The following is a 23,232-nucleotide window of genomic DNA, read 5'->3' on the forward strand; positions in this document are numbered from 1 at the left end:
TTGTGTGAGCTGCTGACAACATAGCATGCCACTGCCGTGCTAGCGCTTCAGGAAATTGCTTTTGACCAGATGCACCACATCATCCATCCGTCCGCTCAACACCGCCTTGGCCGAGTACAGCGCGGTCGAGGCGACCTGCCCTGCTTCTACCTTGGGCGGCATGACCAGCTCCATGGGGTTGACCACTACGTCCAGCAGCGCGGGGCCAGGTTGAGCCAGCCACTGGCTGATGGCCACGTCCAGCTCCGACTGCTGCTCTACCCGGCGCCCCCACAGCCCCATGGCCCTGGCTACTTCTCCAAAGTCGGGGTTCTGCAGCTCTGTGTAGCTATCCAACAGCCCCTCCACTTTCTGCTCCAGCTCCACGAAGCTCAGGGAGCTGTTGTTGTACACCACGATCTTGAGCGGGATTCGTTGCTGGACCAGGGTGAGTAAATCGCCCATGAGCATCGTCAGGCCACCATCGCCACACATGGCAATCACCTGGCGATGGGGGTAGGCCAACTGAATCCCCAAGGCCTGCGGGTAAGCGTTCGCCATGGTGCCATGCTGAAGGCTGGAGTGGGTGCGGCGGCCCTCCAGGGCACGGATATGGCGCAGCATCCACACGTTGACACTGCCGGTGTCTGCGGTCAGCACGGCGTTGTCGGCCGCGTGCCGGTCGATGGCCAGGGTCAGCTCTTGTGGGTGGATCGTATCGTTATCCCTGGTTTGATGAGCCGACTTTTCCAGCGACTTGGCATAACGCTTGCGGCATTTTTCCAGCCACCGGGTGTGCGTATTGGGTTGCACCACCTGGCACAGCGCTTCACAGGTGTCCCGAGTGCTGCCGACGATGCCCACATCCACCGGGTAACGTTTGCCTATCTGGGCGGGGTCCACATCTACCTGAAGAATACAGGCGCGCTCCGGGTAGAACTGGCTGAAGGCAAAATTGCATCCCAGCAGCAACAGCGTGTCGCACTCCGCGACGGCATGGTAGCCACCTTCCAGACCATATACGCCGGTCATGCCTACCTGATGAGGGTTATCGTACTCCATGAAGTCCTTGGCACGGGAGGTCCAAGCAATCGGCGCCTGGAGCTTTTCTGCCAGCGCCATGACCTGCTCGCGGGCGTCTTCACAGCCTGCGCCTGCAAAGATGGTGATATTGCCCCCCTTGTTGAGCTGCTCGACGGCGGGCACCAGCGCCTCGGCACTGGGGCGCACGGAGTAGCTGAAACGGTGGGTACGGTAGCCCAAGGTGCTGTCGGGCGTTTGCGTCATGATATCGCCGGGCACGATCAACACCGCCACCCCGCGCTTGGTAAGGGCGGCCTGGGCCGCCAAGGCAGCCATGCGGCGCGCCTGCTCCGGCGATACCACGGTTTCACAAAACACGCTGTACTGCTGAAAAATGGCGCTCTGATCGACTTCCTGAGGAAACTGGCTGCCGGTTTCACCCAGTGATATCTGCGAGGCAATCAATACCACGGGGGAGCCATTACGGTGGGCATCGAACAGGCCATTGACAAAGTGCAGGCTGCCAGGCCCACAGGAACCGGCACATAGCGCCAGCTCCTGAGTAATATAAGCCTCTCCTCCTGCTGCAAAGCCGCCCGTTTCCTCATGGCGAACGCCTATCCATTCGATATCGCTCTGCCGGAGGGCATCGGTAAAGTGATTCAGCGTATCCCCTACCACGCCATAACAACGTTTGGCACCGGCGTCTTGCAGTGTTTCGACAATGATTTCAGCTACATTTGCGCTCATTTGCGACTCCTTTCGCGACGATGACATTTAGGCACTCCTTTCAGCCTAGCTGCTGTGACGCGGCTTTGCCGAATGGATGAACGCAAAGCAAATGCTGCATTGCAGCAAAAGACGTCTATAATGAATAGGCGGTATCCCAAGAGGAGTACGCAATGACACTATCAACGGATCTAACGAACGAGGATACGGAAGTAGTCAACTTCTGGTGCCAATACGCACAGTGGCAGCAGGCCGCCAACGAAGCCGTCAGTGCTTATGTCGATCAGCGTCAGTCCGATCAGTAGCACGCGGCCGCCCGACTTTTCTGTATTTCTCTCCCTCCCTTAGACGAAAAGATAACACCCCAAGCCGACATGACCTGTCGGCTTCTTTTTCTATGAAAACCTTTTCCATTCAGTCAAATAGGAGAATTTTAGACTGGCCTGTAAGCAATCGCTTACAGGCTATGGCAAAACACCTACACCCTTTGGACTAGCCAGCTCGTTCAAAAGCGAATAATATTCATATCACAGCTAACTTGCTGCAACGCACAACGCAGGCTGTGTATAACAAAAACGACTCATTAACCTCTGCTCCAGGAGTAAGTGCCATGCCGACTACCCGTAGCCAAGCCAACCCCGATGTCATGGAAGTATGGGCAACCCGCGCACTGCAACAGCGTGCCGCCTTCGATGCCCTGGCCGACTATATGCGCCAGCAATAACCCTTGCCATACGGCTCCCCAAAACGCTCCGCCAGTGCGTATATATAGATACGTCACGCAGGAGCGTTTTCTTTTACCGCACTTCCCTTTTTCTCATTACCAGCACGTTGCCCGTGACGCCTCTTTATTCATTTTGAACCTCCGATCATCAGGTTCATTGACCTGTCATGAATTCGCACAGAGCACAATAAAGATGGCTATGGGTAGAGACGCGTCAAAAATTCATTTAACATTGCCTCGCTTTAAAAAAACAGTCAGTATGCTCTAATGCCAGTCAGTTAAGTCTGACTGGCATTTTTCTAACCGCATATTTTTGTGGTCGTGTCCGAACAGCACGCGGGTATGACCGTTCTCGTCTATCGGGTAACAAGAAGGAAGGCGCCATCTCTAGCATCGACCTCATGACCTCGGTAACGATCATGGAGGCCGAGTTCTGGCTCAATCCTTCGGTTGTTGCGCTTCGAGTTCGGCCAGATAGCGCTCTTGCAAGATGTACATACGCTTTACATCACGATATTTACCATTGATGAAAAACTCCTGCACCAAATGTCCCTCTTCTATAAAACCGCTTTCCTCGTATAAGTGAATGGCCTTGACGTTCTCTACCGCGACGATCAGATAGACCTTGTGCAAATTCAATATGGTGAAAGAGTAGTGTAGCGCTTGCCGTATCAGCGAACGTGCGAATCCTTTGCCCTGATGCTCTGGCGTAATGATGATCTGAAACTCGGCGCTACGGTGGATGTAATCGATTTCGATCAACTCCACCAGGCCAATCGCACTACCACTACTGTCTTCGGCAACAAAGCGGCGCTCTGCGTTATCATGAATATGCTTGTTATAGAGCTCTTCCAGCTCATCGAAGGACTCGTAGGGCTCTTCGAACCAGTACGACATGATGCTCTGGTTATTGTTCAACTCATGCACGAAGCGCAGGTCGTTGCGCTCCAGCGCCCTTAGATACAGTACTGGGCTCATGATAGGTGTCTCATTCAATCGCGTTGACTCAGTGGGTTACCGGGCTTTGTCTGGTGGATGAGCGATAAGTTCAGCGTGCCCGCTGGCCCCGTTCGAAAGAAAACAGGTCGCTCAGCGGATGCCGCCTGCCTTCGAGATGGGCTCTCAAGAGATGTGCACCTATCATGCTGTACGTAATACCATTTCCGCCATAGGCCATGGCAAAGTGCACGTTCGGCCCCAGCGCCTCATGGGTCCCGAAATAAGGCAGCCCGTCCTCGGTTTCAGCAAAGGTACCTCCCCAACTGAAGGCAGGCGTCATACGCAGAGAAGGCCATAACGAGAAGACCCTTTCGGCCAGCGATGCCGCTTTTTCAAGCACTCGGGCGTCCCTGCGTTCAGGAAGATCCTCCTCGTCATCCTCACCACCCACCAGCAAACGCCCATCATGGGTGGAGCGTAAATAGAGGTAGGGGCGCGCCGATTCCCAGACCATGGTATCGCGAAGCTTGCCGAGCATGCCGCATGGCAAAGGGTCGGTGACGAACGCGTAACTGCTGCGGTTGCTGGCGACCGGCTCTGGCAGCCATGTCTGGCTTTCATAACCGGCCGCAATGATCACCTGCTGACAGCGTACCAGGGCGCCGTTGCGCAAACGAACCCCCATGGTCGCTCCGTCTGCCTCCAACGACTCCACCGCCGTTCGATCGTATACGTGCCCACCTCTGGCAACGACCTCATCGAGCAGTTGGTAAGCCATGCGGTAAGGGTCCACGGTAGCCGCCAGATGCGAGAGGATACCGCCGGGTGCGTTAAAGCCATACGCCTCCTGCAACTGCTCGGGCGAACACCACTGCACATCGAACCCCCACCGCTTGCGAATGGCAAACTCGTCCCGAAGAGAAGAGAGATGGTCCGCTTCACTGGCAAAATAAAGGCTCTGTTGACGACGAAAGGCGATATCGCCCAGCTCTGCCGCACGGGCGGCCAATGCATGAACCGCCTCGGCACACCCCTGATAGGCCATGACGGCACTCGCTTCACCGTATTGCTGTGCCAGGTGGTACAAGTGTGTATCGATTTCGTACTGCAACAGCGCCGTACTGGCCGCCGTGCTGCCCCACCCCACGTCACGACGCTCGAGGACGGCCACGTCATGCCCATGACGTGTCAGCTCGTCGGCGATCAACGCCCCGGTGATACCGCCGCCGATGATGGCTATGTTTACCTGAAGATCATGGGTAAGCTGAGGATAACGGGTCAACAAGCCATTGCTGACCGTCCAGAAGGGGTAGCCACTTTTAAGATCCATTTTTTCGCCTATGCTGGGTGATCCTGTCACCCATTAACCATAGTGGTTTATCGGTGATCTGCCCGACGGCCACGCTGTGAACAAGGAGTCACGATGATCGATTTACGTAGCGATACGGTCACTCGCCCCACCTCCGCGATGCGGGCAGCGATGCTGGAAGCGCCTCTGGGCGACGATGTCTGGGGCGACGACCCGACGGTCAACGCCTTTCAAGCGACCCTTGCCGAGCGCACGAGCAAGGAGGCTGCCCTGCTGTTCCCCAGTGGCACCCAAAGCAACCTGGTGGCGCTCATGGCGCACTGCGAACGCGGCGATGAGTACATCGTGGGCCAGAATGCTCATACTTACCGCTACGAAGGCGGCGGCGCCGCCGTGTTGGGCAGCATCCAGCCACAGCCGATAGAAAACGCCGCAGACGGCAGCCTGCCACTCGACAAAATCGCTGCCGCCGTCAAAGCCGACGACGTTCACTTTGCCCGTACGCGGCTCCTGGCGCTGGAAAACACCATCGGTGGAAAAGTGCTGCCCGCCGAGTACGTTCAGCAGGCCACCGAGCTGGCGCGCGCTCACGGGCTGGCAACACACCTGGACGGCGCTCGGCTCTTCAATGCCGCCGTCGCCACGGATACCTCGCTGAAGCAGCTGTGCCAACCGTTCGACAGCGTGTCACTCTGCTTTTCGAAAGGGCTGGGCACGCCCATGGGCTCAGCGCTGGTAGGGTCACACGCGTTAATTGAGCGCGCACGGCGCTGGCGCAAGATGGTAGGCGGCGGCATGCGCCAGGCGGGCATCATCGCTGCGGCCTGCCAGCATGCCCTCGACCATCACGTGGCCGACCTGGCCCATGATCATCGCCGCGCGGCGCGTTTGGCAGAAGGGTTGGCAGCGCTGTCCGGGCTCGAGGTCACCTCTCACGCCACCAACATGGTGTTCTTGCGCGTCGATCAGGCCCACGTGGCCCCGCTGGCTGCCTGGCTGAAAGAGCACGACATTCTGATCCAGCTGCTTTACGCCACGCGACTGGTGATCCATCGCGATATCGATGACGCCGCTGTCGAGCGTGTGCTGGAGGTCATGGGGCGCTACTTCGACGCGGCGGCATCACGATAGCAGTGTCGACCCCAAGGCCAGGTGCACGGCAATCACCAGCATCATCACGCCAATGGCGCCATCGATGACGCGCCAGGCGCCGGGGCGAGAGAGCCAGGGGGAAAGCGCCGAGCCACCCCAGGCCAGCAAGCTGAACCAGAGAACCGAGGCCGTCGCGGCGCCCGCCACGAACACGCCGGCGCTCTCCTGCTGGGCCCCGACGGCAGGAATCAACAGCAGCGTATCCAGATACACTTGTGGATTGAGCACCGTGACAGCCAGGGTCGCCAACAGCACGCCGCGTAAACTGCGTGTGCGTGCGTGGTTGGCGGTCAGCCCCTCTCGGCCACTACCTGCACGCCACAAAGCCTGGGCGGCCAGCCAGCCCAGAAACAGCACCCCTACCCAGCGCAGGACTTCCATGGCATTGGGCATGGTCAGCAGAAACGCACTGACGCCAAACATGCCCGCGGTCAACAGCACTATGTCCGCACTCATGCACACGCCCGCCGACCACCAGTGGTACTCACGACGAATGGCCAACCCCAGCACATAGGCATTTTGTGCCCCAATGGCCATGATGATCCCGCCGCATACCACGAGCCCCGTTATATAGCTCTGCCACATGACCTATCCCTATCGCCGCTGCAAGAAGTGAAGCGCTACGATAGGCGGCAACGTCAATAAATAAAAATCATACTGCGAATAGGCCATTAGCTTTTCTTATAGGCGTGACGTCTCGCTTGCCACGCAGGAGCAACACCACCCTGCTGCTCAAGGCACCTCATGCGTGCCGGGATCTCAAGAAAAGCGACACCAAACCGAGTGCGCGGCAGCGGGTGGGATCGTCATGGTGCTTTCATCCGCTCACTCGGGCCACCGCGTCGCGGCTGGCCGCTGCGCGCTGCTCACCGGTGAGTTCGACGAGCTGCCCGCCGCGCATTTCCAGCAGTCGGTCGGCCTGGTCGAAATAGTGGTCATCGTGGCTGATCACGACCAGCGTTTTGCCCAGTGCCCTGAGCTGCGGCAGTAGCTCGCGGTAGAAGACGCGCCGAAACTGAGGGTCCTGGTCGGCAGCCCACTCGTCCAGCAGCAATACATCGCGCTGTTCGGCTACCGCCAGCAGCATGGCGAGGCGCTTGCGCTGGCCCTGGGAGAGGTTGGCATTAGTGACGCGGTCGCCGTCGAAATCGAGCTTGTTCTGCATGGCCAAGGCGGCCAGCCACTGTTCCACCAGGGCCGGGTCGGGTGCATCGCCCCCTGGCCCCATCAACCGGTCAAACAAGTGCAAGTCTGTGTAAATGGCCGAAAAGTGCTGTCGATAGCGTGTCCAGTCTTGGTCGCGCAGCGGCTTGCCATCGACGCGGACACAGCCACGCTGCGGGTGGTAAAGCCCGGTCAGTAGCCTCGCCAGGGTCGATTTTCCGCTGCCGTTTCCGCCAATCAGAAAGACCACTTCGCCACGCTTCAAGGTCAGATCGATAGGACCAATGGCAAAGCCCGAGCGCGACTCCTCATCCGGATAGCGATAGCAGACCTGCTCCAGGGTCAGTTCCTGCCAATCGTGGCGCAGGGCCGCGTGGCCGAAGGTCTCACTGTGCTCGGCCAGCTCCAGACTACGAATCTTTTCAAACGCGACTCGGGCGTTGATCAGCGTCGGGAAAGCGCCTATCGCCTGTATCAGCGGCGCGCGCAGAAACAGCAGAGTCAGCGAAAAGGTGGTGGCCACCTGCACCGATGCCCAGCCAAGGCCATTGGCCAAAAAGAAGGTGATGCCAATCGCCCCTAGCATCATGATGTTGAACCAGTTCACGGCGCTGAGATGATAGGTATCGCCCAGAATGTAATGACGGCGACAATCCTTGGCGTTGGGCGTATAGACATCGCGGTACAGCCATTCGGCGCGGTCGCGGTTGAGCGCCAGCTCTTTGCGCCCCTCGATAACGGACTGGTAATCCGCATAGAGACGGTCCTGTATCTCGCGCAGTTTGGCCATGTGCCCATACACCCTCGCCACCAGACGCATACCGATGACCACCGTCACGATCACCCACAATGCGGAGATCCCCAGCATGGCAGGCGAAAGCCACCACAGGTAAAGCGTGGCACCCACCGTCAGCACCCCGCCTTGCACCAGCTCCGGCAAACGTATGAAGGCAACGGTGACCGAGTTCACATCGGTGGAGAGGCTCGCCAACAGGCGCGCACTGCCGATTTGCTCGGCACGCTCGAGATGGGTATCCAGAATGCGCTTGATCAACTGCCCCCGCAGCCGATAAACGAACTGGTGGCCCAGCGTGGTCAGCGCCAATTGCGATGCCAGGGTAATCACCAGCAGCAGCGCGATAAGCCCCAGAAACTCGGGCAGAATACGCCAGGGATCAACGAAGGAACCCAGCAGGCGCTGATTGATAAACGCGATGACGCCAATGCCCAGGCCTGCACTGGCCAGACTCAGTAGCAACACGGCGACGAAGGGCCAGCGGTAATCACGCCATACGATCTTCAACAGCTCCATCACCACGACTCCTGGGCTTTTTTCTTATCACCACCAATAGAGAGGGCAATCACAACCGCCGCAGCCCCCACATGAAATAGGCGCCGCCGATCAAGGACGCCACCAGGCCCGCCGGTATCTCATAGGGAAAAATAATCTGGCGCCCTACCCAGTCCGCCAGCACCATCAGCAGCATGCCGATCAACGCCGCGCCCAACAGATGCTGCCCTGCCCGAGAGAAGCCGACCAGGCGCGCCATGTGCGGTGCCAACAGGCCAATGAACGACAGTGGCCCAACCACCAGGGTGGCGCAGGCAGTGAGTAGCGCCACCAGCAACAGCAGCGCCAGGCGGGCGCGGTTAAGCGTTACCCCCAGCGCTCTGGCCGTCGCTGGGCCTAATGGCAAGATATCCAGCCAGCGGGTAAAGGGCAGCGTAATCAGTGCCAATACCGCGGCAATCCCCCCTACCACCACCGCATGGGTGATATCCACGTAATAGGTAGACCCCGCCAGCCAGGCGATCACCTGCTGACCACGCGGGTCGCCGCCCGCCAGCATCACGCTGCGTACGGCGTCAAACAGCGCACTCACCGCCACCCCGGTGAGCAGCAAACGTTCAGGGAGATAGCCGCTATTGCGGTTGATGCCCACCAACACCACCAGCGTTGCGAAAGCGCCCAGGGTACCCACGCCAATCAGCATCATATTGGTGGGTGCGGGCAGCAGGAAAATCCCCAGAATCAGCGCGATGGCACAGCCACCGCTGATACCCAGCACTTCCGGGCTGGCCATGGGGTTGGCGGAAAGGCGCTGGAGTATCGTCCCGGCAATGGCCAGCATCAACCCGCTGGCAGCGGCCGCCATCACCCGCGGCAAGCGCCACTGCATCACATTCCAGCTCTCTGGCGAGAGCAGGTACCAGCCATCGACCCCCTGGCCTACGAGCAGCCCCAGCAACGTGGCAGCCAAGAGTGCGAGGATCAATCCGGTGACCAAGCGTGACGGCGCAGCATGGCGGCGGGCAACGACACTCGCTCCTCTGGGCGGCTGATCGCCCTGCAGTTTCAGGCGCGGAATCAGCCACATCAGTAGCGGTGCCCCCAGGGCACCGGTAACCGCCCCGGTGGGAATGAAGGCTGCCCCCATACCACCGAACTGCTGCAGCAGCAGGTCCGTGGTCGCCAGCAGCACCGCGCCCAGTAGCGTGGACCATATTAGTCGTGGACCTAACCGACGTGCCCCGGCCATGCGCACGATATTGGGTGCCGCCAGGCCGATAAAGCCAATGATGCCCACCACGCTGACGATACTGCCGGTAATGAATACCGCCAATCCCATCCCCGCAAAGCGTAGATAGGCAAGCGACACCCCTAGGCTTTTGGCGCTGGCATCGTCCAGTTCCAGCACTGCTAGCGGGCGCAGCAAGAACCAGGCAGCAACGCAGCTAATCGCCAACCGAGGCCAGAGCACGGCCACGCCGTCCCAGCCATTTTGCGCCAGCGACCCCGCCCCCCAGATCAGCAGCCCCGACAGCGCCTCATGGTTGAACAGCAGTAGCGCTGTCGAGAGCGCGCCCAGGTACAAATTGACGACCAGGCCCGCCAACACCACCACGATAGGCGCCAGCCCCCGACGCCAGGAAAGCAGAAAAACCAGCCCCACGGCCAGCGCGCCGCCCAGCAGAGCCACCCATTCACGCCCCACCACTAATAAGCCAGGAGGCATTAACGTGGCGGTCATCAACGCCAAATTAGCACCCGACGCCACGCCCAACGTTGTCGGCGACGCCAGAGGGTTGCGCAGCACCTGCTGCATGAGCACGCCTGCCAACCCCAAACCGGCCCCGGCAAGCAGCGCAATCGATAAACGCGGCCACCAGGCGTAGTGCAGCAGCAGCTCATCGACGGTGTCGAAAGAGGGGGCTACCAACGCTTTCCAGCCCAGCGCAATTCCCCCCTGACTCTCCAGGCCTACCCAAAACAGCACCATCATGGGCAGGCTAAGCAATAGGCAGGCCTTGGCAGGTGACACTCCGCCCAGGCGCCCCGCGGTACTTAACATAGCGAGGCCTCTTTGGCGGGACTCATGCCGCTCGCAACACTGGACGTGATAGCCAACACCCTCATGGTCTTACCCTTACCTGCATGAAAACGCGTGAACGGAAATTGCTGCATAGATCATTAACAGCGATTCTAAATGATAATAATTAGCACTACAATTGACCTTTCATACACAGGAGACCTTCCGATGGCGGCTAAACCAAATTACCGGCTTTTCGATATCACCCTCGCCCGGCGCACCCATGTCAGTGCCTCGTTAGTCCGATTCACTTTTACCGGCCCAGAGGTTGGCCACATGGCAACCTACGCTCCTGACCAACGCGTCAAACTGTTCTTCCCCAAGGGGGGCGGCAGTCTCGACCCACTGTTCGAGATCGCCAAGCTGGAAGAGCACGACTGGTACGGCGCTTATCGCGCGCTGCCAGACGCCCAACGGCCCGCTGCACGCACCCACACCATCCGTGCCCTGCGCCCAGAACAAGCTGAAGTGGATGTAGAGTTCGTGCTGCATGGCGACAACGGCCCTGCCTCACGCTGGGCCATGCATGCCCAGCCAGGCGACCGGCTTGCCATGACCGCCCCCGACGCCAATGCAGAAGGCCCAAAGCAGGGCTACGAGTGGAAGCCGCCTCAAGGCGTACGCCGTATTTTGATCATTGCCGACGAAACCGCTCTCCCCGCTGCCGCCGGTATTCTGGAAACCCTCGATGGCCTGCCGCTCAAACCCAGGGTCGAAGCGCTGCTCGAAGTGCCCCGCAGTGACGACGTTCAGCCGCTGCCTCAGGCCGCCAAACTGCACTGGCTGCCCCGCGATGCCGAACCCGACTACCAACACGGTGAACTACTGATGAGAGCGCTGCGCGATATCGATTTGCATAAGGAAATTCAAGCGCTGGGCGGCACTGGCATGCCCGGCGTTACCAACGACGAATACGACGATGAGGACGGTCCTCTCTGGGAACCCGCCACACTGGACGATAGCGCGCCCTTCTACGCCTGGATCGCTGCTGAAACCAAAGTCGCCATGAGGCTACGCCGCTATCTGGTCAACGAACGCGGGCTACCCAAACAGTACGTCACCAGCATGGGTTACTGGCGTCAGGACAAAGCCAATGGTTAAAGGAATGGCTCACAACGAAGCACTGAATAACGGCGGCACGAGCGCGCCGGATCGAACACCCATTGGCTGGATGATCTCCCCTGCCGACCTACTGCATGGTCCGCTTTCATGGCTATTATGCGGGCTCGTCGTCGGCCATATCGCGATGGCACTGATCCACCGCTACTGGCTGAAAGACAACGTATTGGCGCGAATGGTGGAGGCAAGAGACCGGTAGCAGCTGTGTCCACGCGTTCCATGTTGGCAACCATGTACAGATCATGTGTACGAAGTGCATGGGCGTGATCGTAAAATCTTTTCACCCTCCCTATTAAAATGAGAACCATTAGCACTAGAATGGCACCTTCCGGTCTATTCATCGTCAGGAGTCATTCATGTTCGAGGTCAAAGGCGCCACCTTTGAAATCAATGGTAAGCGCATTCTTGCTCCCATTGAGCACACCTTTCATGAGGGCAAGGTATACGGTCTGATAGGCCACAACGGTTCGGGCAAGTCGACACTGATCAAACTGATGGCGCAGCAGCAGCCCATCACCGAAGGCGATATTTACTTCGACCAGCACCCCTTGAGCGCCTGGGGTAGCCGCGAATTTGCACGCCAGGTGGCCTACCTGCCGCAGCATTTGCCCAGCGCTGAAAACCTCACAGGCCGTGAGCTGGTGGCCTTTGGCCGCTACCCGTGGCACGGGCTGCTGGGGCGTCACAACCAGCAGGACAAGGAAGCCATCGAGCGTGCCATTGCCCTGACGCATACGGAAGCCTTTGCCGACCGCCTGGTAGACACGCTCTCCGGCGGCGAACGCCAGCGCGTATGGCTCGCCATGCTGATTGCCCAAGGCAGCCGCTTTTTATTACTGGACGAGCCACTGGCCGCCCTGGACATTGCCCACCAGGTGGAAGTGCTGGCACTGGTGCGCCAGCTGTGCGACGAACTGAACCTGGGCGTTATCATCGTGCTCCATGATATCAACATGGCCTCGCGTTACTGCGATGACCTCATGGCGCTGCACAGCGGGCGCCTGCTGGCCCATGGCGCCCCCGAAGCACTGATGCAAAATGCCACTCTGGAAGCTATTTACGGGCTCCCCATGCAGGTGATGCCCCACCCCAATGGGGAGCACCGGATTGCCGTCGCCCAGTAGGGGCGGCCAGGCCAGTCAGCCACATTGAGTGCTGGCAAGTCCGCCGTACATTGGGGGAAGATAGGCTGGTTACCTTACCCCCAATAGAGCGGCCATGGTGGACTACAAATCTCTTCAAGCACTGGCAGCGGTCATGGAAGGCGGCGGGTTCGAGCGCGCAGGCGATCTTCTCGGCCTGTCCCAATCTGCCGTGTCACAACGCATAAAATCGTTGGAAACCCGCCTGGGTCAACCGGTACTGATACGCCACCCTGAGCTGGCCCCTACCCCCGCAGGGCAGCGCCTGCTGACCCACTATCAGCAGGTACGGCTGCTCGAACGCGACCTCCGACAAACCCTCCCGACACTGGATCAACAAGCCTCCCGATTGAGAATCGCCGTCAATGCCGATAGCGTCGGTACCTGGTGGGCCGATGCCGTCGCCCCCATCTGCCTTGCCGAAGGTATACTGCTGGATCTGGTGATCGAAGATCAGGAAATCGGCTTGAAACGCCTGAAGGATGGCGATGTGGCGGCCTGCCTGTGTTCAACGCCTACGCCCATGGCAGGTGCGCGCTGCATCAAAGTGGGCGAGATGGTGTACCTACCGCTGGCCTCCCCGGGCTATGTGGCACGTTTCTTCCCGGATGGCCCAACGGCCACGGCCTTTCAACACGCACCGGCCATCGTGTTTGGCCCGCACGACCAGCTGCAGCATCGCTTTCTGGCGCAGTGTGGCTACCATGGGCATTTTCCCTATCACTTGTGCCCTTCTTCCGAAGGTTTCGTGCAGCTGGCCACGGCAGGCATGGGGTATGGCATGGTGCCCCAATTACAGGCCGCTGCTCAGCTGACCAGTGGGCAACTGGTGAGTATTGCACCAGACAGTTCGCTCTCGGTACCGCTTTACTGGCACTTCTGGCGGCACAGTGGCGACCTGCTGCATCGACTAACCGAAAGACTGAACCATTTCACGCTTTAGCACCAATCTGGCTTTACCTTCATGCCTGCATCTTCAAAGCTGGCTACACTCACGTGTGTATCGTTGGATGATCAAACGTAGCCAACGGGGCAAAGCACTGGTCGCGACGTGATTAATTTGCTACTACTGTCATCGACACACCCAGTGACAACGTATAGCGCTCGCCCGGGCCAAGGGAACCCTACAGAGGCCTGTCGAGAAAAGAAGAAAAATCAAAAAAGCGATGCTTATGGGTCCTCTCTGTTGGGTAAAGCGCCTGCTGGCCGTCCTGCTGCTGTGCCTCCTGAGCACAAGCTCGTGGGCGGTCGCGGCACCGGCACTGTCTGTTTCACCGGACCAGCCGTTTTACTCGCTCAATAGCAACACTCGCTACTGGCACACACCGGAGTCGTTGACGCTGCGCGAGCTGCTGGCACTTGACCCGGCCTTCACGCCGGTATCGCAAACGTCTGACCTGCATTTTGGCTATACCGCCGAAGAGTCCTGGCTAACCACTCGCCTACATAACGCCTCACCGCATCCGGTCCAATGGCTACTCAAATTCGAGTATCCGTTCATCGACAGGATTGCGCTCTATACGCTGCGCGACCAGTTCAGCGAAGTACAGCTCGGGGGCAGCACTCTGCCCGTGGATGAGCGTGCCCTGGCCCATCGCCAGATCGTCTTTCCCATTCATCTGGAAGGAGGAGAAAGCGTCACGCTGTACCTGCAAGCCAATACCTCCGGCAGCAAGTTCTTGAGCTACAGCCTAATGACCCCTGATGCGTTCCATGCGCAGAACGATCGTTACAACTTCTGGCTGGCCACCTACTTTGGCATGCTGCTCGCCTTGGGGCTTTACAACTTTTTGCTGTTCTTTGGCCTGAAAGAACGGGTCTTTTTGCACTACGCCCTGTTTGCTTTCGGCTTCACCCTGGCCATTCTGACCTTCAACGGCCTTGGGACACTGATGTTCTGGAGCTTTCTGGCCGAGCAGACCCCGCGACTGGTGGCCATTGGTTTTACCTTCGCGTCCGCCATGGCGACCCTGTTCGCCCAGAGCTTCTTGAACACGGCGCACTATACCCCTCGATGGCATCGCGTCATTTCACTGTTTCGGGTCTACTGCTGGTTGGCCTTGGCAGCGTCACTGGTGTTACCCATCCCACTGGCTTTGGTATTGACTGATGTCACGGGCCTGAGCGCCTCGCTGTTGCTATTGATATGCGGCATCTACGGCAGTTGGCGGCGTGTGCCCAGTGCCCGTCTCTTCGTGTTGGCGTGGAGCATTTTTCTGCTGGGTGCGGCGGTGTTTGCACTACGCAACATGGGCGTTCTGCCCGCCAACTTCATTACTTTGCACGGCATTCAAATCGGCTCGGCACTGGAAATGCTGCTGCTATCGTTTGCCCTGGCCGCCCGCTTCAACAAGCTCAAACGCCAGAAGGAGCAGGCACAGGCCGATACGGTAGCCATGCTCAAAAAGCAGGAGGCCATCCTGGAAGCCAAAGTAGCCTTACGCACTCAGGCGCTGGAACAGCTTGCCAACCATGACATGCTGACGGGCCTATTGAACCGCAACGGACTGACACGCTGCGCAGCGGCTGCCTTTAATCAGAGCTATCGCACCCACGAGCCAGTGGCACTGATCATGTGCGATCTCGACCGGTTCAAGCCCATCAATGACCAGTACGGCCACGATGCCGGGGATTTCGTGCTGCAACAGGTGGCCAAGCGGCTCGCCCATGCAGCGCGACTGGGCGACCACTGCGCTCGGTTCGGGGGCGATGAGTTCATCGTCCTGCTGAAAAGTGTCCAGCAACCGGACATCCTGGACAGCGTATGCCAACGCATCGAGCACTCCATCCGCTCCCCCATCAAACTGCCTTGTGGGGTCAGCGTCTGCGTCGGCATCAGCCTTGGCGTTAGCGGGCTGCATTGCTATCAGCGCAGCGACGAACAGGGCCACGACGCGCTGCTGGAGCGCATGATTCACGAGGCCGACCAGCATATGTACGCTGCCAAGGCACGCACTGACGCTGCCGCTTATCGCTACTCTGCCAGAGGTTAGCCACGCTCAGGCAAACATCAATAACCCCGCGCATACCGCCGCCCCACCGGCGAAGGGTAAAAAACGGCTGTGACGATCTTCCGGCAGCTCCTCTTTCAGCACATTTAACACCAGCCCCCCCGCCACGAAGGCGTACAGCAGGCTGATCAAGGCATCCGTGAGCTGAATGGCGTGGCCAATCAGCCAACCCGCGAACACCGCCGCCGCCAATACCCACCGGCCCTTCATCAGATAGCGCTGACGATGGTGCTGAACCAGCCCGTGGTCGTTGACCAGAAAGTGAAACCCCATGGCCAGGAAGAAGAACAGGGCTTCCGGCAGCTGGTTGTCGCGGTACACCAGCAGATAACCGATCAACAGGTTATAGAGCGCAAAGGAGCCAATATGGATCCAGAACACGCCCCGCAGCTTGCCCAGCGATACCCGTTTCTGAGGCATGTCTCGATGGGAGTAGACCTTGGCCAACTGTTCCAGCCCATAGAACACGCCAAGCCCCACCAGGGCCGTCAGGTAGGCATTGTGCTCGAGAATGAACAGCGGCCCATGCTCGGTGATGGTGTCGTGAGCGTCACTCAAGGCGGGAAAGATATGGATAAAGACATAGCCTACCGACACACCGCCCGCAAACGAGAGCCAGGCGCTGCGCGGCAGGGCATTGAGCCGCTGCAGCTTGCCAGCGTATAGATGGATGGCCGCCAATCCCAGGGCGAAAGCAAGCTGCTGGGCCATGGTGATCACACTCCTTGTGACGCGGTGAGAACTCGTTTAGTCGAATAGACTCATGCGCTTCATCACGTTGTCGCGCTTGATGCGCCAGTGGAACAGCGCTCCAGCCACGTGCAGCGTAATCAACACTACCAGCGCCCAGCCCACCCGCTCGTGCCACATGAACAGCGTTTGCGAAAGCGCTTCGTGGCGCCCCAGAAGGCCCGGCAAGTGCCAGTGGAAAAACTCCACAGGAAAGCCGCCCGTGGCCGTGGCGGCCCAGCCCAGCAGCGGCATGACGACCAGCGCCGCATACAGCAGATGATGCACGCTGGTACTTACCAGACGCTCGAAGGTCGACAGCGGCGGGTCATGGTCGGGCACGACGAATGCCAGTCGCGTTACGATACGCAGTGTCATCAGCAGCAGAACGGCCACGCCTAGCGTCTTGTGGCTGGTATACAGCAGGTTGGTCAGCGTATTGCCCAGCAGGCCCAGCGTCCGCTCGTAGCCCAGAAAGCCCAGCGTCAGCCCGGTGGCCAGTCCCAGCAGAACGGCCCCCGCCACCAGCCAATGCAGCACACGGTGGGGGTAGATATAGTGATCAAGCTCGTGCATTCATGACTCCCTGCCCCGTCTCATCGTTATCATCAGCCTGCCACCTTCGCGGCACGACGTTAAATTACTATAGTCATGGAATAGCGTACTGCATGAAATAGCCTACCGCCTGTTTCTCACGTCAAATCAACCCTCACTGGGCACGGCCAGCTGTTCTCGAATCAGCTCTGCCAACCGCCGGGCAGGCTCGGTGGGCCGGTGCGGCGCTCGGTGCAGCGCCAGTTCAATCATCGGCAAGGCGGGCAGCCCGCTGCTTTCATCCAGCGGGCGCAGTGAGGGCGTCAGCATACTGCGGGTGACCACCACCACGGCAAGCCCAGCGGTGACGATGGGCGCCAGCCCGGCCATGGACTGGCTGGTATACGCCACACGCCAGTGGCGCCCTGCGGCCTGAAGCGCCTGTTCCGCCACTTCCCTGAACACATCGGCCCCCGGGGTATAAAGTGCCAAAGGTACCGGGTCGCTGAGCAGCGGTTGTTGATTCACCCCCACGGCCCACACCAGCGGTTCTCGACGAATGACCTCCCCACCCGGCGAATGGCGCTGGCGCGTCACCAGCGCCAAGTCCAGCTCCGCCGTTTTCACCTGCTCCACCAGGTGGGCGCTGGTACCACACTGCACGGTCAGCCCCACGGCGGGATAGAGCTGGTGGAAATAGGCGAATACCGACGGCAGCAACGACGCATAATCCTCGGGAATCCCCAGCGTCAAATCGCCCGTCACCTGACGGGCCTGCATGTCGCTCCACGCCTCGTCATTGACGGTCAACAAGTGCCGTGCATGGGCCAACAGACGCTCTCCTTCCGCCGTAAAGCGCAGCCGCCGCCCATCACGCTCATGCAGGCGCATCTCCAGCTGGGCCTCAAGACGCTGCAACTGCATGCTGACCGTCGATTGAGTGTAGGCGAGCCGCGTCGCCGCCGCGGTGACGCTTCCGGTGTCGGCAATGGCCACCAGCGTTCGCAGTAGCGTCAGGTCAAACGTGGGCGCACGCATACATCACCATCCTTGATGAAAACCATCACAAAAGATCGTTATCTTGATGAATGAGCCATGAGTATGCTGCGCACAAGAGGTCAATTTCAAGGTTCAAGGAGACGCGTGATGCAGCCCCTTCACTCCCCGGTCGTGGTTTCCCCCAAATACAGTGTTGCCGCCGCGCTGGTGGCCGTCGCGCTATGGAGCATCGCCCCGTTACTGGCGGAACTGGCACGCACGGTCGCTCCGCTGCAGCTCACCGCTCTGACCCTGCTGGCAGGTGCGCTAGCCACCCTGCCCTTGAGCCGTAAGGTGCCGCTGAGCCACTGCCCGCGGCGCTGGCAGGCCGGTATCTGGCTGGGCGTTCCGCTGCTGATCGTCGGGGCGGTAAGCAGTTACTTCATCGGCATGCGTTGGGCACCAGCGGCAGAAGCCGCCTTGATTACCTATACCTGGCCGGTGCTGTTCGTCCTGTTGAGCCAGTGGTACCGCACGGGCCGCTTGACGTTGGCCAGCGTATCGGGAGCGCTGATCGCCTTCATGGGGGCCGCGCTACTGCTGGTGCCACAAGCGCTGGGTAGCGGTGTTGGCGGGGCCGCATCGGGCTACGCCCTGGCCCTACTGGCTGCCTGCTGCTGGGCACTCTACTCCTGGACAGGCCAGGCAGCGCCGGTCTCGCTGACGCCGCTACTGCCCCGCCTGCTGTTGATTGCCTGCGCCATGACCTTCGCCGCCAGCATGCTGCTGGAAGGCAGCACGGCGCTGCCCCAGCAAGAAGCGCTGCTTGCGGGTATTGCCCTGGGCCTCGGGCCTTACGGCATCGCCATGGTGGCCTGGGATAGAGCGCTGCGCTTCGGCCATGCCAGCCTGGTGGGCAGCCTGGCCTATGGGGTACCCATTCTGGCGGCCCTGTTACTGGTCATGGCTGGCGTCAGCGTGTTGGACTGGCGGCTGCCCAGCGCCGCCCTACTGGTGGTGGTCGGCTGTTTGAAAGCAGGCCGCTAGCAGCCCTTACTCTGCGCCGATAAAACGCGGCTTGGCCACGCCGTCGAGGGCTTCAACGGGGATCGTCAAGGTGGGCTGACCTACGGCGTAAGGTGCGATATCGTATACGTTGTACTTGACCTCCCATGCCTCCTCCAGCGGGGCAATGTTGCGGCTGGGGGATAGCGGCCAGTTCGCCAGGAACTGTTCATCCTGCCCCATCTCGCTTGCCCAGCGCTGGTGAGCCTCCGTCAGCAACGTATCGAAGGCCGCCTCCTGCCCATCCAGCAACATATCCTCGGCTTCGACCACTGCTCGGCGGCGCTCATCGATCACCATGAACGCCGTCATGGGCAATCCATGGGCTTGCCCGGCATGGTAGACATAGCTGTTCAGCTCCAACACCAGCAGGTCGTCGTGATGGGCATGAACCGTGGCTTCGAGCATGGCCTCACTGGTCATTTCCGGGGGCGTCAAGCGGTTGCCCTCTTCGGCCAGTTCGAAAAAGTGCTGGGCATACGCCTCCCAGGAAGCGGCTGGCTCGGCCTGCTCTTCGGTAACCCCCATGCCCAGCGTCAACAGACGCTCCTGCAACTGCTGCGTCAGTGCTTCATCCTGGGGGAACTCCAGTGCTGAAATACGCACCGTCGAGCAGCGCTCTCCCTCACAGCCGGGCGCCACGAACTGCTGCTCTACGGCCAGCGTCGCCAGGGCCAGCGGCTCCTCCTGTTCATGGGAGGGCGATGAGGTGTGGCAGCCACTTAGCCAGACACTGCCCGCGATCACCGCGCCCGCGCTCATTACCGTTGTCAGACGTACCATATCAACCTCCTTGTGAATGCGATGCTGTTCATGTCAGCACAAAAAAGCCCCTGCGTAGAGCAGAGGCATAATCATTGCGTTACCTACTGGCCCACTTATGTATCAGGCTGCATTTCCGTAGGCTCTGCGCTTACCTCCAGCTCGAACATGCCGCTGCCACTGGCGCTGAAACCACGGGCGCTCACGGTGTAAGTGCCCGGTAGCAGTGCCTGCTCCAGCAGGGCGTTGGTTCCCTGACCGCCGTCGTCGTCACTGTAGGAGACGCCTTCGCCATACAGCTCGAGATAGGTATCGAAGTCAGTGGAGTTCATGGCCAGCGTAACCCGCGAACTCTCCGTCAAGGTTAGCTGATAGGTCAACGGTTCGCCGCTGTACCAACCATTGATGGTTTCATCGGGAGTCAATTCGCCTTCGTTGCGCAGCTCTACGTCTTCAGGCAGCTCACGTGACGCCACGGAGAGGGTAAACAGGCCGCTGTCGGTACCGTACGCCGTGCGGGCCGTGATCTGGTAGTTGCCGGGCGCAAGGAAGTCAGCAATACGGGCGTCCAGATGACCGGCACTGTCGTCATCTTCGCGGTAATAGCCGCTGTCGCCTTCCAGCACCAGGTACGCATCCACATCGCTGGAATTCATCTCGATCTGGTACATGCCCGCTTCTTCGATCTCCAGCTCGTAGCTCAAGGGCTGCCCGCTGAACCAGCCATTCAACGACTCACCCGGCTGAATGGCACCGTCATTGCGCAGCTCGCCCTCGCCTGGCAGCTCACGCGGTTCTGCGACCAGCGTGAACAGGCCACTGCCATCACCAAAGGCGCTTCTTGCGGTCACGGTGTAATCACCCGGCTCCAGAAAATCGGCAATGCGGGCATTCAGGTTACCGGCGCTGTCATCGTCTTCCCGGTAATAGCCGTTGGGGCCGCGTAGCTCCAGGTAAGCATCGAACTCATCGGCACGCATCTCGATCTGGTACATGCCTGCTTCTTCGATGGTCAAGGTTACTTCGCGGGGGGTGCTTTCCAGCCAGCTATCCATGGGCGTACCCACGGCCAGCGTGTCAGAATCGCTCAGCTCGATGGTGCGGGCCTCGACGCTGTAAGGGCCATAGCTCTGGGCATCGGCACCGCTAACCACCACCATGTAGTCGCCGCTCTCTTTCACCCGATAGCGTACGGTATCGGCACTGGACAGCAGCTCCAACTGATCATCGTACAGCGCCACGATGCCCTGCAAAGCGCCGCGCAGCGACACTTCCACCAGGGCATCTTCATCCAGTTGGATGACGTAGCGGGCAAAGCGGCTACCGTCATTGCCATTCAGCTCATTGGCGGAGGTAATTTCGCCTCGGCCACGCTCGCCAAGCGCCAGGGTCTCCAACCCTTCGAACCTGGAGCCTGAATCACTGGCAACCTCATCCAAAACTTCCACCGTGTCCGGTGTGGAGGGGGTTTGAGAGAGAGACTGTGCTGCGAAGTAACCCACCGCAACGCCGCCCACGGCGACCAGCAGCAGAGTAACAGGAGAGGATTTGGCCATAGGTGCATCCTTGATCGTAGGCAAAAACGCCGATATAGCGTCATCGGATTATAAGGCGCTTCGATCCATTAAAGTGAGCGTTTCAATAAAAATAACCCACGCTTTTGACGCTCGTTTCCACCTTGCACCGCCTCCGTTAACTTACTGAAACACAAAGGCATAATGATTCGTTACAAAAAACGCAATTATGGAGCTATTTGCACCGATCTTCTTAAAGCTTGCCGACTCGCCATACGCGGGCTACTATCACCTGGCCAATTTGGCGCCTCATCGATGAAAGCGGAGTCCGCGACACGAACCTCTGAGGTACTCCAATGGGAGCCCTAAAACACCTGGTACGAACGAGTTGCCTGGCCACACTGCTGGTATTTTCTACCGCTCACCAAGCAGTTGCCAGTCAATCAGCAGTAAACCTGGAGCTAGAAGAAGGCGTTGCGTCTTTCTACAGTGACCGCTTCCAGGGAGCCCTTACCGCTAGCGGTGAAACCTTTGATCAGCAAGCCCTCACGGCGGCTCACCCAAGCCTCCCGTTCGGTACCAAAGTGCTGGTCACTCGCCCCGATACAGGGCAGGAAGTAGAAGTGATGATCAATGATCGTGGTCCCTTCGTTCAGGGACGAGTCATCGATCTTTCAAAGCGAGCGGCGCGCGCACTAGGCATGGTACGCCGAGGCACCGCCCCAGTGATGATCACTCTGGTAGATTAACGGATAACACACCCGCGAGCGTGTGCTACCCCTTAAACGATCAGCGTTGCCATGCAACCTGCTGACTAAAAGCGGCCCCCAGCGGGGCCGCTTTTTTATGGCCTAATGAACCTGAAAGCAGGCTAATGGTCTTTATGAGGCAAGGATTACCGCATTCCCTGACAGCAGGAGGCTATGATGATTTCTCGTTTCTACACGCTCACGACCTACCCCGCAGGTCTACCCGACCTCTCTACGTTCGCGCTGGAAAGTGCCGAGCTGCCGGAACTGGAAGAGGGCGAGGTTCGCATCCAGAATCGCTGGCTATCGGTCGACCCTTACATGCGCGGCAGAATGACGGGCATGCGCACTTACATTGCCCCTTTCGAGCTGGGCAAGCCCATGGAAGGCGGCGCCATTGGTGAGGTCATCGCGTCGAGGCATCCCGATATCAAGGAAGGCCAGCGCGTCAGCCACATGGGCGGCTGGCGAGACATTGCCCAACTGCCGGGCGAAAGCGTCACCCCGCTGCCGGAAGGCGACGCCCCCGAGCAAGCCTATCTGGGCGTGCTGGGCATGCCGGGCATGACCGCCTGGACAGGCCTGAACCTGATTGCCGAATGCAAACCCAGCGATAACGTGCTGGTCAGTGCCGCCAGCGGTGCCGTGGGGTCACTGGCGGTACAGCTGGCCAAGGCCAAGGGGTGCCATGTGGTGGGCATTGCCGGGGCGGCCCACAAGCTGGCCTGGCTGGAGTCCATCGGCGTCGAGCCAGTCACCTATCAGGACCGCACTGCGCAGGAGCTCAGCGACGCCATCAAGCTTGCCAGCCCGAACGGCATCGATGTCTATTTCGAAAACGTGGGGGGCATCTGCCTGGAAGCCGCGTTGGCTCAGCTCAACGAAGGGGCGCGTATCGCCGTCTGCGGCATGATCGAAGGCTACAATGCCGAGGCACCTGCGCCTGGCCCCCGCAACCTGTCACAACTGGTGGTCCGCAAGGCCAGGATGCAAGGCTTCATCGTGGCGGATCACTGGGCCAGCTATCGCTACTTCCTGAATGAAGTGACGCCTCAGGTGGCCGATGGTCGCATCGTCTACCAGGAGACCATCAAGGAAGGCCTGGAAAGTACCCCGGAGGCGTTTCTGGCACTCTTCTCAGGCGCCAACACGGGCAAGATGCTGGTGAAGCTGTAACTCACCAAGCTTCGCTACCACCCCCTCTTATGCTCAGGGGGCAGCCCAGGCTGCCCCCTGCTA

General features: G+C 59.6%; 21 protein-coding genes. 10 read left to right on the forward strand and 11 right to left on the reverse strand.

All coding sequences use genetic code 11. The features are described 5' to 3' along the window. Positions 1 to 39 precede the first annotated feature (39 nt). Positions 40 to 1,752, reverse strand: a complete 1,713-nt coding sequence (locus tag IE061_RS02185) for a thiamine pyrophosphate-dependent enzyme (RefSeq protein WP_016914734.1) — start codon at positions 1,750 to 1,752, stop codon at positions 40 to 42. Positions 1,753 to 1,904: 152 nt separating this feature from the next. Between IE061_RS02185 and IE061_RS18165 the strand changes: the two genes are divergently transcribed. Further along, positions 1,905 to 2,036, forward strand: coding sequence for a hypothetical protein (locus tag IE061_RS18165; RefSeq protein ID WP_016914735.1), 132 nt, complete (start codon positions 1,905 to 1,907; stop codon positions 2,034 to 2,036). Between the two features lie 857 nt (positions 2,037 to 2,893). On the opposite strand, the gene speG is transcribed toward IE061_RS18165, so the two are convergent. Beyond that, entirely contained in the window at positions 2,894 to 3,433 is a 540-nt protein-coding gene (gene speG / locus IE061_RS02190; protein ID WP_016914738.1) for a spermidine N1-acetyltransferase, read from the reverse strand. Positions 3,434 to 3,503: 70 nt separating this feature from the next. Next, the gene (locus tag IE061_RS02195) at positions 3,504 to 4,724 is read right to left on the reverse strand and encodes an NAD(P)/FAD-dependent oxidoreductase (RefSeq protein ID WP_016914739.1); all 1,221 of its coding nucleotides are present in this window, start codon (positions 4,722 to 4,724) and stop codon (positions 3,504 to 3,506) included. Positions 4,725 to 4,817: 93 nt separating this feature from the next. On the opposite strand from IE061_RS02195, the gene ltaE reads away from it, so the two are divergent. Continuing rightward, entirely contained in the window at positions 4,818 to 5,834 is a 1,017-nt protein-coding gene (gene ltaE, locus IE061_RS02200; protein ID WP_016914740.1) for a low-specificity L-threonine aldolase, read from the forward strand. Here the strand turns inward: ltaE and IE061_RS02205 are convergent. The 3 genes from IE061_RS02205 to fhuB form a co-directional block, all read right to left on the reverse strand. Further along, the gene (locus IE061_RS02205; RefSeq protein WP_016914741.1) at positions 5,826 to 6,440 is read right to left on the reverse strand and encodes a LysE/ArgO family amino acid transporter; all 615 of its coding nucleotides are present in this window, start codon (positions 6,438 to 6,440) and stop codon (positions 5,826 to 5,828) included. The genes ltaE and IE061_RS02205 overlap by 9 nt on opposite strands. 232 nt (positions 6,441 to 6,672) lie before the next feature. Further along, positions 6,673 to 8,331 carry a multidrug ABC transporter permease/ATP-binding protein gene (locus IE061_RS02210; RefSeq protein WP_016914742.1) on the reverse strand — a complete coding sequence of 553 codons (1,659 nt, stop codon included), beginning with the start codon at positions 8,329 to 8,331 and terminating at the stop codon, positions 6,673 to 6,675. 49 nt (positions 8,332 to 8,380) lie between these two features. Further along, positions 8,381 to 10,372, reverse strand: a complete 1,992-nt coding sequence (gene fhuB / locus IE061_RS02215; protein WP_016914743.1) for a Fe(3+)-hydroxamate ABC transporter permease FhuB — start codon at positions 10,370 to 10,372, stop codon at positions 8,381 to 8,383. Positions 10,373 to 10,558: 186 nt separating this feature from the next. Here fhuB and IE061_RS02220 point away from each other — a divergent pair, with 186 nt between their 5' ends. The 5 genes from IE061_RS02220 (at position 10,559) to IE061_RS02240 (ending at position 15,644) form a co-directional block, all read left to right on the forward strand. Further along, on the forward strand, positions 10,559 to 11,491 hold the full coding sequence (locus IE061_RS02220; RefSeq protein WP_016914744.1) for a siderophore-interacting protein: 933 nt from the start codon (positions 10,559 to 10,561) through the stop codon (positions 11,489 to 11,491). Positions 11,492 to 11,495: 4 nt separating this feature from the next. Further along, on the forward strand, positions 11,496 to 11,708 hold the full coding sequence (locus IE061_RS02225) for a cytochrome b/b6 domain-containing protein (protein WP_230478347.1): 213 nt from the start codon (positions 11,496 to 11,498) through the stop codon (positions 11,706 to 11,708). Between the two features lie 157 nt (positions 11,709 to 11,865). Continuing rightward, positions 11,866 to 12,633 (forward strand): ATP-binding cassette domain-containing protein, encoded by a 768-nt coding sequence (locus tag IE061_RS02230; RefSeq protein ID WP_016914746.1) that lies wholly within the window; start codon positions 11,866 to 11,868, stop codon positions 12,631 to 12,633. Between the two features lie 94 nt (positions 12,634 to 12,727). Beyond that, a complete protein-coding gene (locus IE061_RS02235) occupies positions 12,728 to 13,594 on the forward strand; it encodes a LysR family transcriptional regulator ArgP (RefSeq protein ID WP_016914747.1) in 867 nt (288 codons plus the stop codon). 229 nt (positions 13,595 to 13,823) lie between these two features. After that, positions 13,824 to 15,644 carry a diguanylate cyclase gene (locus IE061_RS02240; protein WP_016914748.1) on the forward strand — a complete coding sequence of 607 codons (1,821 nt, stop codon included), beginning with the start codon at positions 13,824 to 13,826 and terminating at the stop codon, positions 15,642 to 15,644. A gap of 6 nt (positions 15,645 to 15,650) precedes the next feature. On the opposite strand, the gene IE061_RS02245 is transcribed toward IE061_RS02240, so the two are convergent. From IE061_RS02245 to IE061_RS02255, 3 genes are all read right to left on the reverse strand, one after another. Continuing rightward, on the reverse strand, positions 15,651 to 16,373 hold the full coding sequence (locus IE061_RS02245) for a membrane protein (RefSeq protein ID WP_016914749.1): 723 nt from the start codon (positions 16,371 to 16,373) through the stop codon (positions 15,651 to 15,653). A 36-nt stretch (positions 16,374 to 16,409) separates the two neighbouring features. Next, complete coding sequence (locus IE061_RS02250; protein ID WP_016914750.1) at positions 16,410 to 16,967, reverse strand: cytochrome b; 558 nt, start codon at positions 16,965 to 16,967, stop codon at positions 16,410 to 16,412. 126 nt (positions 16,968 to 17,093) lie between these two features. After that, positions 17,094 to 17,963 (reverse strand): LysR substrate-binding domain-containing protein, encoded by an 870-nt coding sequence (locus tag IE061_RS02255; protein ID WP_016914751.1) that lies wholly within the window; start codon positions 17,961 to 17,963, stop codon positions 17,094 to 17,096. A 108-nt stretch (positions 17,964 to 18,071) separates the two neighbouring features. On the opposite strand from IE061_RS02255, the gene IE061_RS02260 reads away from it, so the two are divergent. Beyond that, the gene (locus IE061_RS02260; RefSeq protein WP_016914752.1) at positions 18,072 to 18,950 is read left to right on the forward strand and encodes a DMT family transporter; all 879 of its coding nucleotides are present in this window, start codon (positions 18,072 to 18,074) and stop codon (positions 18,948 to 18,950) included. Positions 18,951 to 18,956: 6 nt separating this feature from the next. Here IE061_RS02260 and IE061_RS02265 read toward each other — a convergent pair whose 3' ends face one another. Both IE061_RS02265 and IE061_RS02270 read right to left on the reverse strand, forming a co-directional pair. After that, complete coding sequence (locus IE061_RS02265) at positions 18,957 to 19,751, reverse strand: RsiV family protein (protein ID WP_230478348.1); 795 nt, start codon at positions 19,749 to 19,751, stop codon at positions 18,957 to 18,959. 95 nt (positions 19,752 to 19,846) lie between these two features. Beyond that, positions 19,847 to 21,286, reverse strand: a complete 1,440-nt coding sequence (locus IE061_RS02270) for a hypothetical protein (RefSeq protein WP_193460853.1) — start codon at positions 21,284 to 21,286, stop codon at positions 19,847 to 19,849. A gap of 314 nt (positions 21,287 to 21,600) precedes the next feature. On the opposite strand from IE061_RS02270, the gene IE061_RS02275 reads away from it, so the two are divergent. Then, positions 21,601 to 21,993: a septal ring lytic transglycosylase RlpA family protein gene (locus IE061_RS02275; protein WP_039176927.1), complete on the forward strand. Its 393-nt coding sequence runs from the start codon at positions 21,601 to 21,603 to the stop codon at positions 21,991 to 21,993. 177 nt (positions 21,994 to 22,170) lie between these two features. Continuing rightward, entirely contained in the window at positions 22,171 to 23,169 is a 999-nt protein-coding gene (locus tag IE061_RS02280; RefSeq protein WP_193460985.1) for an NADP-dependent oxidoreductase, read from the forward strand. The last annotated feature ends 63 nt before the right edge of the window (positions 23,170 to 23,232 follow it).

It is taken from the genome of Vreelandella hamiltonii, from assembly GCF_014651795.1.
GTDB lineage: Bacteria > Pseudomonadota > Gammaproteobacteria > Pseudomonadales > Halomonadaceae > Vreelandella > Vreelandella hamiltonii.

Coding starts and splice junctions, on each gene's coding strand:
- IE061_RS02245 (WP_016914749.1), bottom strand. CDS start 16,373: ATGGCCCAGCAGCTTGCTTTCGCCCTGGGATTGGCGGCCATCCATCTA.
- IE061_RS02185 (WP_016914734.1), bottom strand. CDS start 1,752: ATGAGCGCAAATGTAGCTGAAATCATTGTCGAAACACTGCAAGACGCC.
- speG (WP_016914738.1), bottom strand. CDS start 3,433: ATGAGCCCAGTACTGTATCTAAGGGCGCTGGAGCGCAACGACCTGCGC.
- IE061_RS02255 (WP_016914751.1), bottom strand. CDS start 17,963: ATGCGTGCGCCCACGTTTGACCTGACGCTACTGCGAACGCTGGTGGCC.
- IE061_RS02265 (WP_230478348.1), bottom strand. CDS start 19,751: ATGGTACGTCTGACAACGGTAATGAGCGCGGGCGCGGTGATCGCGGGC.
- ltaE (WP_016914740.1), top strand. CDS start 4,818: ATGATCGATTTACGTAGCGATACGGTCACTCGCCCCACCTCCGCGATG.
- IE061_RS02205 (WP_016914741.1), bottom strand. CDS start 6,440: ATGTGGCAGAGCTATATAACGGGGCTCGTGGTATGCGGCGGGATCATC.
- IE061_RS18165 (WP_016914735.1), top strand. CDS start 1,905: ATGACACTATCAACGGATCTAACGAACGAGGATACGGAAGTAGTCAAC.
- IE061_RS02280 (WP_193460985.1), top strand. CDS start 22,171: ATGATTTCTCGTTTCTACACGCTCACGACCTACCCCGCAGGTCTACCC.
- IE061_RS02220 (WP_016914744.1), top strand. CDS start 10,559: ATGGCGGCTAAACCAAATTACCGGCTTTTCGATATCACCCTCGCCCGG.
- IE061_RS02235 (WP_016914747.1), top strand. CDS start 12,728: ATGGTGGACTACAAATCTCTTCAAGCACTGGCAGCGGTCATGGAAGGC.
- IE061_RS02195 (WP_016914739.1), bottom strand. CDS start 4,724: ATGGATCTTAAAAGTGGCTACCCCTTCTGGACGGTCAGCAATGGCTTG.
- fhuB (WP_016914743.1), bottom strand. CDS start 10,372: ATGTTAAGTACCGCGGGGCGCCTGGGCGGAGTGTCACCTGCCAAGGCC.
- IE061_RS02270 (WP_193460853.1), bottom strand. CDS start 21,286: ATGGCCAAATCCTCTCCTGTTACTCTGCTGCTGGTCGCCGTGGGCGGC.
- IE061_RS02210 (WP_016914742.1), bottom strand. CDS start 8,331: ATGGAGCTGTTGAAGATCGTATGGCGTGATTACCGCTGGCCCTTCGTC.
- IE061_RS02240 (WP_016914748.1), top strand. CDS start 13,824: ATGGGTCCTCTCTGTTGGGTAAAGCGCCTGCTGGCCGTCCTGCTGCTG.
- IE061_RS02225 (WP_230478347.1), top strand. CDS start 11,496: ATGGCTCACAACGAAGCACTGAATAACGGCGGCACGAGCGCGCCGGAT.
- IE061_RS02250 (WP_016914750.1), bottom strand. CDS start 16,967: ATGCACGAGCTTGATCACTATATCTACCCCCACCGTGTGCTGCATTGG.
- IE061_RS02260 (WP_016914752.1), top strand. CDS start 18,072: ATGCAGCCCCTTCACTCCCCGGTCGTGGTTTCCCCCAAATACAGTGTT.
- IE061_RS02275 (WP_039176927.1), top strand. CDS start 21,601: ATGGGAGCCCTAAAACACCTGGTACGAACGAGTTGCCTGGCCACACTG.
- IE061_RS02230 (WP_016914746.1), top strand. CDS start 11,866: ATGTTCGAGGTCAAAGGCGCCACCTTTGAAATCAATGGTAAGCGCATT.